The organism is Cedecea neteri, assembly GCF_000758325.1.
Taxonomy (GTDB): domain Bacteria; phylum Pseudomonadota; class Gammaproteobacteria; order Enterobacterales; family Enterobacteriaceae; genus Cedecea; species Cedecea neteri_B.
This window is the reverse complement of the sequence record NZ_CP009459.1, coordinates 3,362,125-3,377,455: the sequence shown is the minus strand read 5'-3', so window position 1 is coordinate 3,377,455 and position 15,331 is coordinate 3,362,125. Positions and strand designations below refer to the sequence as shown.

Below are 15,331 nucleotides of genomic sequence, written 5' to 3'. Positions count from 1 at the left end.
ATATTGCTAAACTGATTTAGCTATTTAAACACACTCACGGAACGCGCTGAAACAAAATTCCTGCTGATTTGAGGACTTGTGTAACCAAAGTTCTTGGCCTGGCTGTGTCAGATGCCAAATCGCTGTGCCATAATATCGCGCGAAAACTTACCGAATGAGCCTTACTGGCAAGACGTTACGTCGAAAAAAGAGTATGCACATGGACATCAAACCAAAAAAACATCGCTCGCTTTACATCCCTTACGCCGGACCCGTTTTACTTGAATTCCCCCTGTTAAATAAAGGCAGCGCTTTCAGCATCGAAGAGCGCCGCAATTTCAACCTGCTCGGCCTGCTGCCGGAAGTGGTTGAAACCATCGAAGAGCAGGCGGAACGCGCCTGGATTCAGTACCAGGGCTTTAAAACCGAAATCGATAAGCACATCTACCTGCGCAACATCCAGGATACCAACGAAACGCTGTTCTACCGCCTGGTTGAAAATCATCTGGAAGAGATGATGCCGGTGATTTACACCCCAACCGTGGGGGCCGCCTGTGAACGCTTCTCAGAAATCTATCGCCGCTCTCGCGGGGTGTTCATCAACTACGAAAATCGTCACCACATGGACGATATTCTGCAGAACGTGCCGAACCACAACATCAAAGTGATCGTGGTGACCGACGGCGAACGTATTCTCGGCCTGGGCGACCAGGGCATCGGCGGGATGGGCATTCCTATCGGTAAGCTGTCGCTGTACACCGCCTGTGGCGGCATCAGCCCGGCTTACACCCTGCCGGTGGTGCTGGACGTCGGCACCAACAACCAGCAGCTGCTGAACGACCCGCTGTATATGGGCTCTCGCCATCCGCGTATTACCGGTGACGACTACTACGAGTTCGTGGATGAGTTCATTCAGGCTGTTCGCCACCGCTGGCCGGACGTACTGCTGCAGTTCGAAGACTTTGCGCAGAAAAACGCCATGCCGCTGCTGACCCGTTACCGCGACGAGATCTGCTCGTTTAACGATGACATTCAGGGTACCGCCGCCGTGACCGTTGGGACGCTGATCGCCGCCAGCCGCGCGGCAGGCAGCCAGCTCAACCAGCAGAAAATCGTCTTCCTGGGCGCTGGATCCGCGGGCTGCGGCATCGCCGAGCAAATCATTGCCCAGATGCAGCGCGAAGGGCTGAGTGAAGAAGCCGCCCGTGGCAACGTGTTCATGGTTGACCGTTTTGGCCTGCTCACCGACAACATGCCTAACCTGCTCTCCTTCCAGACCAAACTGGTGCAAAGCCGCGAAAGCCTGTCTGAGTGGGATCTGGAAAACGAAGCGATTTCCCTGCTGGATGTGGTACGCAACGCGAAGCCAAATATTCTTATCGGCGTGTCTGGTCAGACTGGCCTGTTCACCGAAGAGATCATTCGTGAAATGCACAAGCACTGTGCGCGTCCGATCGTGATGCCGCTGTCTAACCCGACTTCCCGCGTGGAAGCGACGCCGCAGGACATCATCACCTGGACCGATGGTGCCGCGCTGGTAGCCACCGGCAGCCCGTTCGATCCGGTGACCTGGAAAGATAAAACGTACCCTATCGCTCAGTGCAACAACGCCTATATCTTCCCAGGCATTGGCCTCGGGGTGATTGCCTCCGGCGCGTCGCGCATTACCGATGAGATGCTGATGGCGGCGAGCGAGTCGCTGGCACAGCACTCGCCGTTGCTGAACGACGGTGAAGGCATGGTGCTGCCAGAACTGAAGGACATTCAGAAAGTGTCCCGCGCTATCGCCTTTGCCGTAGCGAAAATCGCCCAACAGCAAGGCGTGGCGGTGGTCACCTCCGCTGAAGCCCTGAAGCAGGCCATCGACGACAACTTCTGGCTGCCGGAATACCGCGACTACCGCCGGACTTCCATCTAACGAAGCCCTCGTTATACGTGTTCAAACCCGCCTTTCGGCGGGTTTTTTATTTTCAGTTTCGCGCCTTAAGAAAGTCCAGAAAAGCGCGGAAAGCCGCGGATGGATGCTTACGATTCGGGAAATAGAGGTGAAAACCTGGCAGCTCCGGCAGCCAGTCTTCCAGGACGGAAATCAACTTCCTGCTTTTAAGATACGGCTCGGCCATCTCCTGCAGCACGTAGGCCAGCCCCACGTCGTTAAGCGCCATGTCGAGAGCAATATCCAGGTCGTCCACCACCACCGGTCCATTGACGATAACTTCTTCACGCTGCTCAGCCCGTTCAAAATACCAGCCAAAAGCTTTCCCGCTGGGGTAACGGAACTGAACGCATTGGTGTTCAGTTAACGCTTGTGGCTCAGTCGGGCTCCCATGACGAGCAAAATACGCTGGCGTGGCGACAACCGCATAGCGTACCGGCGGGCCTAAAGGGATCGCCTTCATGTCTTTCTCAATGACCCGGTTTAGCCTCACGCCAGCATCAAGCTGCGCCTTAACGATATCGACCAACCGGTCATCCATTTGTACCTCAACCTGAATGTCGGGGTACTGACGGGTAAAGTCGGCAATCAGCGGCGCAAGCTGAAGCCTGCCGCCCTGGCGCACAACATTGAGCCGAATAATACCCATCGGCGTATCGCGATAAAGGTTGAGTTTCGTCGAGCGTGAGGCTGATGTCGTCAAAAGCCGGAGCAACCTTCTCATACAGTTTTCTTCCCGCCTCGGTGAGCGACACGCTGCGCGTCGTCCGGTTGAACAGCCTGACTTTAAGCCGCTCCTCCAGTTGGCGAATGGAATGGCTAACGGCCGAGGGCGTTAACCCGACCTCTTCCGCCGCCTTACGAAAACTGCGGTACTTCGCCACGATCACGAAATAGCTGAAATCCACCAGCTTGATGCTCATTAGTGAATATTCCTCACTTCCCCAAGAAAATTCATGATATTTATTACACACCAGACGCGAGATAAAGTCTCGCCATCGCATTATTTATCCCCGATGACGAGGTTTTAAGATGAAAAACATTAAGTTAGAAAAAGTCTTTATCGCCGGTGGCTACGGCATGATTGGGTCAGCTATCGCCGGCCAGATTCGTGAGCATTTTCCTGCCGTTGAACTGGTGATTGCCGGGCGCAATCCGGCCAAAGGCGCGAAGCTTATCGAGCAACAGGGATTAGCGAGCCTGGCGTGTATTGATCTTACTGGAACGGAGGTACCTGAGCAGGCCGCTACCGCGCAGCTGATTATTGCCGCCGTGCCAGATCCTAAGAACCTGCTGGCGGAGTTTGCTATCAAAAATAATATCGCTTTCATCAATATTACCCAGGCAACGGGTGACGCTATTTTGCCGCTGCTGAATTTAACTCAGCGCTATCAGCCAACTCAGCCCGTTGTGCCGCTGGGCTATTACGAGGCGGGCCTGTTTTTACCGTTGGTGAGCCTGCTTGCCGCTGATTTTAGCGTGATTGATAGCGTGCAGCTTTCCGCCCTTCATGACCCAGCCGATCCCCTGGGAGAACTTTCCAGCAGTGAATTAGGCAACGAGCTAGCTCCCGCGCTGATTCGGGATTCAGGCAGCTGGACATATTCATCCATTCCCCGGGATATCACTCTCCAGAATGGCGAAGTGATTCAGGGTGTGCCGTTCAGCATTCTGGATGTTACTGCGGTGGCGGCCATGACTCACGCGAGTTCTGTCAGGCTGGATATCGCGGCGGGCACTTCAATGGGTATGCACCAGTGCGGCAAGCCGTCTATTGATCTGTACGTTGATATTATCGGCACGGATTGCGCTGGTGAGCATGTCAGTAAGCGCGTGATTGCCTCTGACCCACGCGGACAGGCGCATATGACCGCCTTTGGCGTACTGACGGTGATTAAAGCGATGCTGAAAAGTGAAAAAGATGGCCTGCTTGCCGCCGAGACGCTGCTGGACATGGCCGAGGCGCTACTGCAAATGAAAGGCGCGGGCATCGGCGTTTTCCGAGACTGATAAAGTAAAACCCGCCATTTGGCGGGTTTAGTTATTGCAGTGTTCTTTAAATCACGGCTTTTTGTAGGCGTAGCTCAGCAGAATAGGATCGTCAGGGATCTGCGTGAACTGCGTGATTATCTGGTGATAGTCCGCCGTTGGGTCAAGATCCTGCAGTTTTTGCGGGTACAGGTCTTTGGCTAAAATTTCCATCCCGATGATGTTGTACGGGTGATTATAGAAGTGGTGATACACGCCATACACCTTGCCTTCTTTTACCGGCTCGATGTTCTGGAACGTGTTGCGAGCCAGCAGTTTACTGAAGGTCGCGTTCACTTCCTGCGGCGTGCCACCATAGCCAAACGGCAATACGCTCGGGTTCGGGCGCTTAGAGCCGGACATGATATAGACGTCTGGTTTCATGGCAATGATCTGCTCCATAGACACAAACCCGGCACTGCCAGGCAACAGCTTAGAACCGATGTTCTTGCCGCCTACCGCTTCCACCAGTGCGCCCCAGCCGTTATGCCCGTGAGTAAAGCAGCAGTTCTCGGTGTTACCGGCGATCGGCTCAATAAACACCGTAGGCTTGTTTTTCACCCCGTCAGCAACTTGCTTAATGCGGGCCAGGTGCTGTTGGTAATAGTCAGTGTATTCTTTGGCGCGTTGTTCCTGATTAAGCACGGTGCCCAGCAGCTTCACGCTGTTGGCAGTGTTCTCTACCGGGTGCAGTTCATAGTCAACAAATACGACCGGGATATTGAGCTTTTTAAGTGACTTAATAACGCCGGTTTGCTCCAGCGCAGGCTTGGCACGCAGTTGCGCAATCATGATATCCGGCTGCTGCGCCAGCACGCTCTCAAGGTTTACCTCGCCCTGATCGCTAAAGCCCATATCAATAATTTTGGTGGCCTCAGGCCATTTGCGCTTCAGCACATCCCAGGTTTGGGTGTCCTGTTTTTTCGGCAGGTTATTCCAGGCCACAACGCGTTTGAACGGATCTTCACGGTCAAGCAGGGCCAGAGACAAAATGTCGCGCCCGTCCTGCAGGATCACATGCTGAGGTTCTTTCTGGATGGTAATACGCTGGTTATCCATATCGGTAACCGTGATGGGATAAGTGGTGGCGCCGCAGCCCGCCGAAGCGAGCAGTAACCCTGTCAGGACCAAATTTGCTTTCATTGATTGATGCTCTCCATGAGAAAGAGATTAGTTATTATTACTATTTATATTAATAAAGCCTTAATTTCCCACGACATGGCAAGCACTGATTGGTTTAATTTTATTACGTGACAACGTCACACAAACTTAAACAAAATCGTAAACATATCAATACACCACCCGTAACCCTCATTTGACGCACCCACGCTTTTCCCTTACCCTGCGCGGCATAATGACATACAGCTCTTCGTAAAATCAGAGGAAAGCGTGAAGAACAGGACTCTTGGCAGTGTTTTTATCGTGGCGGGAACCACAATTGGCGCAGGAATGCTGGCGATGCCGCTGGCGTCTGCTGGCGTAGGGTTTAGCGTCACGTTGTTGATGTTGATCGGCCTTTGGGCATTAATGTGCTACACCGCGCTGCTGCTGGTTGAGGTGTATCAGCACGTTTCGGCGGACACCGGCCTTGGCACCCTCGCCCGGCGCTACCTTGGCCGCCCCGGCCAGTGGCTAACGGGGTTCAGTATGCTGTTTCTGATGTATGCCCTGACGGCGGCCTACATCAGCGGCGCGGGAGAACTGCTGGCGGCAAGCCTCAGCCAGTGGCTGTCCACCTCGATCTCTGCCACCTCCGGCGTACTGCTCTTTACCGTAGTAGCGGGCGGGATTGTCTGTATCGGCACCCATATGGTCGATATGTTTAACCGCGTACTGTTCAGCGCCAAAATCATCCTGCTGGTGGTGATGCTCGCTCTGATGATGCCGCATATCCACCACACCAACCTGCTTACGCTGCCGATTGAGAAAGGCCTGGCGCTTTCCGCCATCCCGGTCATCTTTACCTCGTTTGGTTTCCACGGCAGCGTGCCGAGCATTGTCAGCTACATGAACGGCAATATTCGCAAGCTGCGCTGGGTATTTATCGTCGGCAGCGCCATTCCACTGGTGGCCTATATCTTCTGGCAGCTCGCCACCCTGGGCGCCATTGACTCACCTACTTTCACTGGGCTGATGGCGGAACATTCCGGTCTGAACGGCTTCCTGCAGGTTGTTCGTCAGGTGGTGGCCACCCCTCACGTTGAGCTGGCGATTCATCTGTTCGCCGACTTCGCGCTGGCAACCTCGTTCCTCGGGGTTTCCCTCGGCTTATTCGACTACCTGAGCGATCTCTTTGCCCGCAACCGGAAAGCTTCTGGTCGCCTGCAAACCGGGCTGATGACCTTCCTGCCGCCGCTGGTTTTTGCGCTGTTCTACCCGCAGGGATTCGTGATGGCGCTGGGCTATGCAGGCGTTGCGCTGGCGGTACTTGCCCTGCTGGTGCCGTCGATGCTGGTGTGGCAAAGCCGTAAACAGCATACGGAGGCGACATGGCGCGTGGCGGGCGGTAAACCGCTGCTGGCATTGGTCTTTGCCTGCGGGATCGCCGTGATTGTGATTCAGTTCTTGATTACCGTCGGCCTGCTGCCGGAAGTCGGTTAACGTTCTTCATCTTCATGCGGGGTATTCGCCCCGCATTCTTCATTTTTTCTGCTAATTCCCCGCTAAATTCTCAGGATTTTGGATATAAAACCAGTAATTATGTAAGCAGAGTTAATATTGTAAATGCTAATTATTGTTATTATCATCTCAATTCCCATTATAAAATCGTTTCAGTTCAGATAAACAACATCATGAATCGCATTCCTTTTGGTTCCACTTTTGTTCGCCAGGCTCTTGTTAATTCAAAATTATTAATCATTTCAACCTTCATCGTTGGTGCTCCGGCTTTCGCCGCCGACAAACCGAAGGAAGACACCTTAACCGTGGTCGCTACCGCTAATCCGGACGGCTCACCAACCAGCTATACCCAGGATGACTCCTCCATCGCCTCCCGCAGCAAAACGCCGCGTAGCGAAATCCCACAGTCCGTTAGCGTGGTGACGCCGCAGGTGATTGACGACTACGCGGTGACCTCGGTCAATGACGCGATGAAGTTCGTCAGCGGCGTCACGCAGAGTAATACTCTCGGCGGCATCGAGGACGGGTTTGTCAAACGCGGGTTCGGCTCGAACAGCGACGGCTCCGTGTTTATTGACGGGGTGCGCAGCAACCAGGGCCTGGCGATGGATTCCAGCATCGACCATGTTGAGGTGCTGAAAGGCTCGGCCTCCCTGCTCTACGGCATCCTGAACCCCGGCGGCGTGATTAACCTCGTCAGCAAGAAACCGCAGTATACCTGGAACACCCACGTTAGCGGCACCAGCAGCAGCAACGGCGGTGGCTCCGGCATGGTTGACGTCACCGGCCCGCTCGGCAACGGCTTCGCCTTCCGCCTGGTCGCCGAGCGCCAGCATGAAGATTACTGGCGTAATTTCGGCACCGACGAACACACGCTGATTGCCCCGTCGCTCAGCTGGTACGGCGACAAAGCCTCTTTCAATATCAGCTACGTGGAATATAAGTTCGACATTCCGTATGACCGCGGCACGGCGTTTATCAACGGCAAACCGCTGGATATCCCTTACAACCGCCGCATTGACGATTACGCCAACCACGCCTGGGGTAAAAACAAACGCCTGACGACCAACTACTCGTACAAGCTGGATGACACCTGGGAAACGAACCTGAACTACGCCTGGATGCAGCGCCGCTACGACAGTAACGAAGTGCGCGCCACGGCGGTCGATCCTAACAGCGGCCTGGTTTCACGTCGTGCAGATGCTAACCGTGGCTTCAACCACCAGACGGATTATGCGTCCTGGGACATCAGCGGCAGCCCTGAACTGCTGGGCATGACCCACGACATCACGCTGGGCGCGGATTACGAGCAAAACGAAACCTACAAGAAGTATTCGTACCGTGGGAAGGTGACGAAAACCTTCAATATGTATAACCCGGTGTACGGCGTCTCGCCGGTCACCAACAGCAGCACCTATAGCGATTCCAACAGCAACCTGCGCACTAATCTCTACAGCCGCTCCGTGTTTGCGAAAGACAGCATTCATCTGACTGACCAGTGGATTGCCGTGCTGGGTGGCCGCCTGCAGCGCTATACGCAGACCTCCAGCGCCGGTTGGGTAAATCCGCAAACCACGCTGGAAGACAGAGGCAACGCCTTCCTGCCGCAGCTGGGCCTGGTGTACAAAATCGTGCCTGACGTTTCCCTGTACGGCAGCTATAGCAAGTCGTTCACTCCTTCCACGCAAACGGACGACAACGGCAACGTCGCGTCCACGGAAAAAGGCACCACCTGGGAAGTGGGCGCGAAATGGCAGATGGCCCCTCGCCTGACCAGCAGCCTGGCGCTCTACCGCATTGATGAAAAAGACATGTCGGTCTTTATCAACGGCGTGACCCGCAATATACCGAAAGCGCGCTCTACCGGCGCAGAACTGGAGCTTAACGGCGACATTGCCCAGGACTGGAACCTGACGGCGAACTACAGCTATGACAAAACTGAGATCGTGGAAGATAACGTCAATCCGGTGAACGTCGGCAACCGCCTGGTGAACGCCCCGACGACGATGGGCGGGCTTTACCTCAGCCACACCCTGCGTTTCTCCTGGCTGCCGGGTGAATTACGCCTGGGCGGCGGCGGACGCTATGTCGGCAGCCGCGCGGGTGACCCGGAAAACAGTTTCACCATGCCGGCTTACACCGTGGCGGATGCGTTTGTGGCCTGGGACAGCAAGTTGCTGGGCAAAAATACCGAGCTGAAGCTGAACGTCAAAAACCTGTTTGACCGCGAGTACTATGAATCCAGCGCCGGTAACCTGCGCGTGATCGAAGGCGAACCGCGCACCGCTTATCTCTCCGCCAGCGTGGACTTCTGAGATGAAAAAGTCGCTGTTACTCGCGGCTCTGCTGGCGCTAAGCGCCGGCAGTCAGGCCAAAACGATTACCGATATTCTGCAGCGGAAAGTTGAGGTGCCGGATAACCCACAGCGGGTGATCGTCGGCGAAAGCCGGATGATTTATACCCTCGCTCTGGTGGAAGACGGCAATCCTGCGAAGCGCGTTGTCGGCTGGCCTGCGGATCTGCAACGCCTGGATCCGCAGACCTGGAACCGCTACACCGCGGCGTTCCCGGCTATCAAAGACATCCCGATTATCGGCAACAATAACTTCTCGCAGATAAGCGTGGAGAAGGTCATTGCCCTGCATCCGGACCTGGTGATTCTGCCGATCTACGCCAAAAAAGAGAGCAATCACGACAGCTTTCTTACCCAGCTCACGCAGGCGCATATTCCGGTGATTTACGTTGATTTTCGCGTCGATCAGCTGAATAACACCGTCCCCAGCCTGCGTATTCTTGGCGAAGCGCTAAACGACCAGCCGAAAACGGAAAAATTTATCGCCTTCTATCAGCAGCACATGGCGAAAATTGCCCAACGCCTGGCTGAGGCTAAACCCGCGAAGCCTACGGTAATGCTTCAACTGCATTTAGGGGATAAAAGCGACTGCTGCACCACCGTCGGGCGAGGCAACCTGGCGGATCTGCTGGCCTTTGCCGGTGGGGATAACATTGCCGTGAGCCGCTTCCCCGGCGTGTACGGCAAGATTTCCCCGGAAGCGCTGCTGACGGTGAACCCGGATATTTACATTGCCACCGGCAGCGCCGGGCCGGAACAAACAGGCCGCTTGAAATTGGGGTCGGAAGTCACAGCCGCTCAGGCGCAGCAAAGCTTTACGCAGGTGCTTAGCCAGCAGAAAGTGATTTCGAACCTGAACGCTATCCAGAATGGCAAAGCCTGGGCAGTCTGGCATAACTTCTACCTCTCGCCGTGGCATTTGCTTGACGTTGAATTCTTTGCCAAAACCTTCCATCCACAGCTGTTCGCGGATATGGACCCGCAGCAAACGCTGGATGAGATGAACCAGCAGTTCCTGGCCGTGAAGGAAACTGGCACTTACTGGACGAAACTGAAGTAGCCTGTGTGCGGGTCAGGCGCTCTGACCCGCCAATTTTACTAGTTGTATCTTTAATCAGATGATAGCGCGGCTGCCGAGCCAGGAAGTTGTATATCTCTATTTCTTCTTAGATATACCTATTTTCTGAATGAATAAAGATATGTCTCCACCTTCTTATAAAAATATATTTTTCACATAATTAAAACTTCTGAATAACAAAAAACAATTCACACCAACAAACTCGAAGAAAAATTAAAATAAAAAAAGACATGACATAGTTTTATTTCTCATAAATGACATATTAAATGCATGTTTTTGTTCTAAGCTGAATTACTTCTACTGTTACACTCCACAGAACCCGGCGTTATGGATTTTTCATCCCTGGCTCCAACTTATTAAATTTATAGGATTTTTCTTACCATTGTTGCATTGATAATCGTCAATGACTATTGGTGTCACAGATTTAATAGCCAACACCTCACTTTATTTAACACCACTCAGTTTTATCGAACAATCAGAACAATATATCCGAATCAAAAAAACAGAGATTAGATGGTTAAGTACTCTGCGCTGTACGTTGGGCAACTAACAGGCAGTATAAAAATATAAAAGCGAAAAAATTTAAAATAAAACTTTAATTAGAGAGAGTCATGGAATGAAATCGCTCGCTTCCCTTTGCACAGCTAAAGCTATTGCAACGCTTATAATTATTCATTTTCTCGCCCCGGCAACAGCTATATTTACATCAACTTCGGTATATGCAAGTAATGATAGCCGCCTGTTGATACCCCCTGCAACCAACCCAATGATACAAGCCCAGGTCCATACGCCAAACTCTGATGACATAAGAAAGCCACCTACAGGTGATGAAATTGATGTGCCCACGTCATCGCTGTGGGATAGCTCTAAAAATCAATCAGAGTCGTTATATAAAGCGGAGTCTGAAGAAAAGCAGGCCCAAAAGATAGCCAATATAGCCTCAGTTTCTGGAGCGGCGCTTGGTAATCTAAAGAGTGGTACTTTGGTGCCCCTCACTAAAGGGATGGCGGCAAATGCCGCCGGAAGTGAAATTCAAAGCTGGCTCAATCAATTTGGTACAAGCCGTGTAAAACTGGATGCTGATAAGAATCTTTCTTTGAAAAATTCTCAGGTAGACTTACTTGTTTCTCTATACGAACAAGCGAGCGGCATTCTTTTTTCACAGGGAAGCATTCATCGTTCAGATGACCGTAGCCAGGCTAATCTGGGCGTAGGCTATCGCAGGTTTAAAGATGGCTTTATGTTGGGCGGAAATACATTCTTTGATTATGATTTATCCCGTAATCATGCTCGCATGGGCGTTGGCCTGGAGTACTGGAAGGATTATCTTAAGTTTGGCATAAATAGCTATCATCGATTAACAAACTGGAAACACTCTCCGGATATTATAAATTATGAAGAACGCCCTGCGAATGGATGGGATATTCGGGCGCAGGCCTGGTTTCCTAAATTACCTCAATTAGGTGGGACACTCACCTACGAGCAGTATTACGGGGATGAAGTAAGCCTGTTTGGAAAAGGTCGACGTCAAAACAACCCCTTTGTCATTAAAGCAGGAATAAATTACACACCTGTGCCTTTGCTAACGTTTAATGTTGAACAACGGCAAGGGAAATCTGGCGACAATGATACCCGGATTGGGGTTGATTTTAGATATCAACTGGGCGCTCCGTGGCATTGGCAAGTAAACCCTAATGAAGTCAATGCATTACGCAGCATTCCGGGAAGCCGATATGATTTAGTTGAACGTAATAACAACATCGTTCTGGAATACAGAAAGAAAGAAACTATTTTTCTCAAGGTTGTTGAGTCAGTGTCTGGCTATGCCGGTGAACAGAAACCCCTGGGCGTATCCGTGACAAGTCAGTATGGATTAGTTGGTATCGACTGGGTAGCACCTTCCCTCATTTCTGCAGGTGGCAGTATAGTGAAGAATGGCGCTGATTACGTAGTCGAACTGCCCGCGTGGATTGCCGGTAACGAAACAAACAATACTTATCTTGTTTATGGTGTAGCCGTTGATAAAAAAGGGAATATATCAAACCAAACAGAAACCAAGGTTACGGTACAAGCCCCTGATGTCAGCATGGAACAGAGTACTTTTAATCCGGTCGAAACGGAACTTCCAGCCGATGGTAAAAGCACACAAACGCTGGTACTGTCGATCAGAGACAGCCTCAACCAGGCTATTGATGTGCCTGAATCAGAGATCGCCATTACCACACAGAAAACAAAAAGTGCTGTCATTTCAGATTTAATTAAAAAAAACGCAGGCGTTTATGAAATCAACGTCACTGCCGGCACTGACGTTGAAACTATTTCAATAACACCCAATGTTAAAGGTAAAAGATTATCCACAGCAACGGTTAACATTATAAAAACGTCCCCATCACAGACCACGTCCGAAATAAAAACGGACAAGCAGAGTTATTTTGTTGGCGATAATATTGCAGTCACCGTAACATTGAAGGATGCTGTCAACAATCCTGTTGCTGGTCTCGCTGCTGCGCTTTCGGATAAAACAGTTCAGGTTCCCAACGCCAGATTACAGACAGGCGGCAACTGGAGGGACAATGGCGACGGTACCTACTCTGCTTTTTATACGGCCATGACTACGGGAATAAACTTGACAGCAAAGGTAATGCTAACAGGATGGGATTCAAATATTGAGTCCGCAACCTATTCTATAAATGAAGATATAAAAATAATCAGGCTCTTTTCTAACGGATTCGTTTCTCATGCTGTGGATGCAGGCTTTCCTTCCATAGGTTTCAAAGGCGCAAAATTCCGAATTTTCCTGAGTGTGAGTGGTAAGGCACCTGATTTTAACTGGACATCCGATGCGCCATCATGGGTAGCGGTGAACAATGATGGCGAAGTCACCTTCACTGGCGCAGGCACCAAAGACAAAGTCACTATCACGGCCAAACCTAAAGACGGTAACGGTTCGACTATCACTTACAGCTTTGCACTTAAAAGCTGGATCACCGATGGCGGATCCGGGAACTGGTTTGTTGCAAACAGCTCTTGCAATAAAATAGGTTCTGGTCTGCCAACGATAGAACAGCTTAATGGAAAGCCTAGTCTCTTGAGTGAATGGGGAAATATATTCCAATATTCTGGTGCAATTTCCAGAGGTACAGTCTGGACATCAGAAGAATTTGATAGAGATAATCACTATATCGTAAGCCTGTCCGCTTACGGGTCAGTGGGGCATTACGAGAACCTATTCGGAACAGGCTACATTTGTATTAAATCATTATAAAACTTTAACGCCCTCTGTATTCGAGGGCGTTCTAACCCACTAAAATTATTTAAAGGCTGTAACCCGGCTTTTTCAGCAGCGAATCCATCTCGGGCGCAATCTGCGTATCCCACACTTCGGCTTTCCAGTTCGCCTGATCGATCATTTTCAGCGCCACGGACAGCGATTCGTCCTTCGAGCCGAAGTGCTTTTTCAGCACATCACACATTTCGCTGGCAACAGCTTGTTTTTGCTCTTCAGTCAGCTCACGAGGGAAACATTTGATTTCGATATGCGGCACGGTGATTCTCCTTTTTTTGTTGAACAGTAGTTTTACTGCTTCACAGGGGGATCGGGCAAGCGGCGGGGAGAAGAAAGGCCAGTTTTGCTGGCCTTTAAGAGTTACTGGATTTTTCGCACCGGCGCTTTCCTGACCGGCGACAGTTCCGCTTTGTAATAGCTGGCAGTACTGCGCGGCAGCGGCGCTTTGCCGCGAATCGCATCGGCAATTTTTTCGCCGATCATAATGGTAGTGGCGTTCAGGTTGCCGGTAATAATCTGCGGCATGATGGAAGCATCCACCACGCGTAGCCCCTGCAGGCCGTGAACCCGGCCCTGCTCATCCACCACGGCCATTTCATCGTGCCCCATTTTACAGCTGCCGCACGGGTGAAAAGCGGTTTCCGCATGATTACGCACAAACTCATCCAGCTGTTCGTCCGTCTGGCAGTCAACGCCTGGGCTGATTTCACGGCCACGGTATTTATCCAGGGCGGGCTGCTGCATGATCTCACGAGTAATACGAATCGCGTCGCGGAACTCCTGCCAGTCCTGTTCGTGGGACATATAGTTGAACAGAATACTCGGGTGTACGTTCGGGTCGCGTGATTTCAGCTTCACGCGGCCCCGGCTTGGGGAACGCATAGAGCCGACGTGGCACTGGAAACCGTGCTCTTTCACCGCGTTTGAGCCGTTGTAGTTAATCGCCACCGGCAGGAAGTGATACTGAATGTTCGGCCAGCTAAATTCTTCGCGGCTGCGGATAAAGCCCCCCGCTTCAAACTGGTTGCTCGCGCCCACGCCGGTGCCGTTGAACAGCCACTCTGCACCGATTTTTGGCTGGTTGTACCATTGCAGCGCCGGGTAAAGCGATACCGGCTCTTTGCATTCGTACTGCAGGTACATTTCAAGGTGATCCTGCAGGTTCTCGCCCACGCCCGGCAGGTCGTGAACAACAGGGATTTCAAGGCTCGCCAGTAATTCTGCATCGCCCACCCCAGAGCGCTGCAGAATTTGCGGCGAAGCAATCGCCCCAGCGCTCAGCAGAACTTCTTTGCGCGCTTTGGCCACGGAATGCACCGTGCTGTCGTTCACCAGGTATTCCACACCGACGGCACGCAAATTATCAAAGATAATGCGGTCAGTGGTTGCATGGGTCACTATAGTCAGGTTTTCACGCCGCTTTGCTTCATCGAGATAACCGCGAGCGGTGCTGGCACGACGGCCTTTTGGCGTCACGGTGCGGTCCATCGGCCCAAAACCTTCCTGCTGATAGCCGTTCAGATCGTCGGTACGCGGATACCCTGCTTCTACGCCCGCTTCGATCATCGCGTGAAACAGCGGATTATTGCCCTGCTTCGGCGTGGTGACGGACACCGGGCCTTCGCCGCCGTGGTAATCATTCGGGCCGATATCGCGGGTTTCCGCTTTGCGGTAGTACGGCAGGCAATCCAGATAGCTCCAGCTCTCCAGGCCCGGCATCGACGCCCAGTTGTCGAGATCCATCGCGTTCCCACGGATGTAGCACATGCCGTTAATCAGGGATGAGCCGCCCAGCCCTTTGCCTCGCCCGCACTCCATACGGCGGTGATTCATAAACGGCTCGGGGTCGGTTTCATAGGCCCAGTTGTAGCGCTTGCCCTGCAGCGGGAATGCCAGCGCCGCGGGCATTTGGGTGCGAAAATCAAAGCGGTAGTCCGGGCCGCCCGCTTCAAGCAGCAAGACGGTTGTATCGGGATCTTCCGTTAAACGTGCAGCTAAAACATTACCTGCGGAACCTGCTCCAATAATGATGTAATCAAATTCCATTCATC

At 52.2% G+C, this 15,331-nt stretch carries 9 protein-coding genes and 1 pseudogene; 6 read left to right on the top strand and 4 right to left on the bottom strand.

From position 1 onward, the window contains the following. Positions 1-199 precede the first annotated feature (199 nt). A complete protein-coding gene (locus LH86_RS15805) occupies positions 200-1,897 on the top strand; it encodes an NAD-dependent malic enzyme (protein ID WP_039303209.1) in 1,698 nt (565 codons plus the stop codon). A 52-nt stretch (positions 1,898-1,949) separates the two neighbouring features. Here LH86_RS15805 and LH86_RS15800 read toward each other — a convergent pair. After that, positions 1,950-2,838, bottom strand: a pseudogene (locus LH86_RS15800) (LysR family transcriptional regulator). Positions 2,839-2,947: 109 nt separating this feature from the next. On the opposite strand from LH86_RS15800, the gene LH86_RS15795 reads away from it, so the two are divergent. Beyond that, positions 2,948-3,925 carry a saccharopine dehydrogenase NADP-binding domain-containing protein gene (locus tag LH86_RS15795; protein WP_039303206.1) on the top strand — a complete coding sequence of 326 codons (978 nt, stop codon included), beginning with the start codon at positions 2,948-2,950 and terminating at the stop codon, positions 3,923-3,925. 51 nt (positions 3,926-3,976) lie between these two features. Here LH86_RS15795 and LH86_RS15790 read toward each other — a convergent pair whose 3' ends face one another. Then, a complete protein-coding gene (locus tag LH86_RS15790) occupies positions 3,977-5,086 on the bottom strand; it encodes an ABC transporter substrate-binding protein (protein ID WP_039303203.1) in 1,110 nt (369 codons plus the stop codon). A gap of 246 nt (positions 5,087-5,332) precedes the next feature. Here LH86_RS15790 and tyrP point away from each other — a divergent pair, with 246 nt between their 5' ends. The 4 genes from tyrP (at position 5,333) to LH86_RS21725 (ending at position 13,259) form a co-directional block, all read left to right on the top strand. Continuing rightward, on the top strand, positions 5,333-6,544 hold the full coding sequence (gene tyrP / locus LH86_RS15785; RefSeq protein ID WP_039303200.1) for a tyrosine transporter TyrP: 1,212 nt from the start codon (positions 5,333-5,335) through the stop codon (positions 6,542-6,544). A 191-nt stretch (positions 6,545-6,735) separates the two neighbouring features. Beyond that, entirely contained in the window at positions 6,736-8,877 is a 2,142-nt protein-coding gene (locus LH86_RS15780) for a TonB-dependent siderophore receptor (protein WP_039306255.1), read from the top strand. A gap of 1 nt (position 8,878) precedes the next feature. Then, positions 8,879-9,976, top strand: a complete 1,098-nt coding sequence (locus LH86_RS15775) for an ABC transporter substrate-binding protein (RefSeq protein ID WP_039303197.1) — start codon at positions 8,879-8,881, stop codon at positions 9,974-9,976. 634 nt (positions 9,977-10,610) lie between these two features. Further along, complete coding sequence (locus tag LH86_RS21725) at positions 10,611-13,259, top strand: inverse autotransporter beta domain-containing protein (RefSeq protein WP_081943018.1); 2,649 nt, start codon at positions 10,611-10,613, stop codon at positions 13,257-13,259. A 49-nt stretch (positions 13,260-13,308) separates the two neighbouring features. Here the strand turns inward: LH86_RS21725 and pptA are convergent, their stop codons facing one another. Both pptA and betA read right to left on the bottom strand, forming a co-directional pair. Continuing rightward, the gene (pptA, locus tag LH86_RS15765) at positions 13,309-13,539 is read right to left on the bottom strand and encodes a tautomerase PptA (protein ID WP_039293536.1); all 231 of its coding nucleotides are present in this window, start codon (positions 13,537-13,539) and stop codon (positions 13,309-13,311) included. A 101-nt stretch (positions 13,540-13,640) separates the two neighbouring features. Next, the gene (gene betA, locus LH86_RS15760) at positions 13,641-15,326 is read right to left on the bottom strand and encodes a choline dehydrogenase (RefSeq protein WP_039303195.1); all 1,686 of its coding nucleotides are present in this window, start codon (positions 15,324-15,326) and stop codon (positions 13,641-13,643) included. Between the last annotated feature and the right edge of the window lie 5 nt (positions 15,327-15,331).

What these genes read in the sequence shown, in the direction of transcription:
- LH86_RS15805 (WP_039303209.1), top strand. Translation starts at nt 200, where the DNA reads ATGGACATCAAACCAAAAAAACATCGCTCGCTTTACATCCCTTACGCC.
- LH86_RS15795 (WP_039303206.1), top strand. Translation starts at nt 2,948, where the DNA reads ATGAAAAACATTAAGTTAGAAAAAGTCTTTATCGCCGGTGGCTACGGC.
- LH86_RS15790 (WP_039303203.1), bottom strand. Translation starts at nt 5,086, where the DNA reads ATGAAAGCAAATTTGGTCCTGACAGGGTTACTGCTCGCTTCGGCGGGC.
- LH86_RS15780 (WP_039306255.1), top strand. Translation starts at nt 6,736, where the DNA reads ATGAATCGCATTCCTTTTGGTTCCACTTTTGTTCGCCAGGCTCTTGTT.
- LH86_RS15775 (WP_039303197.1), top strand. Translation starts at nt 8,879, where the DNA reads ATGAAAAAGTCGCTGTTACTCGCGGCTCTGCTGGCGCTAAGCGCCGGC.
- LH86_RS21725 (WP_081943018.1), top strand. Translation starts at nt 10,611, where the DNA reads ATGAAATCGCTCGCTTCCCTTTGCACAGCTAAAGCTATTGCAACGCTT.
- betA (WP_039303195.1), bottom strand. Translation starts at nt 15,326, where the DNA reads ATGGAATTTGATTACATCATTATTGGAGCAGGTTCCGCAGGTAATGTT.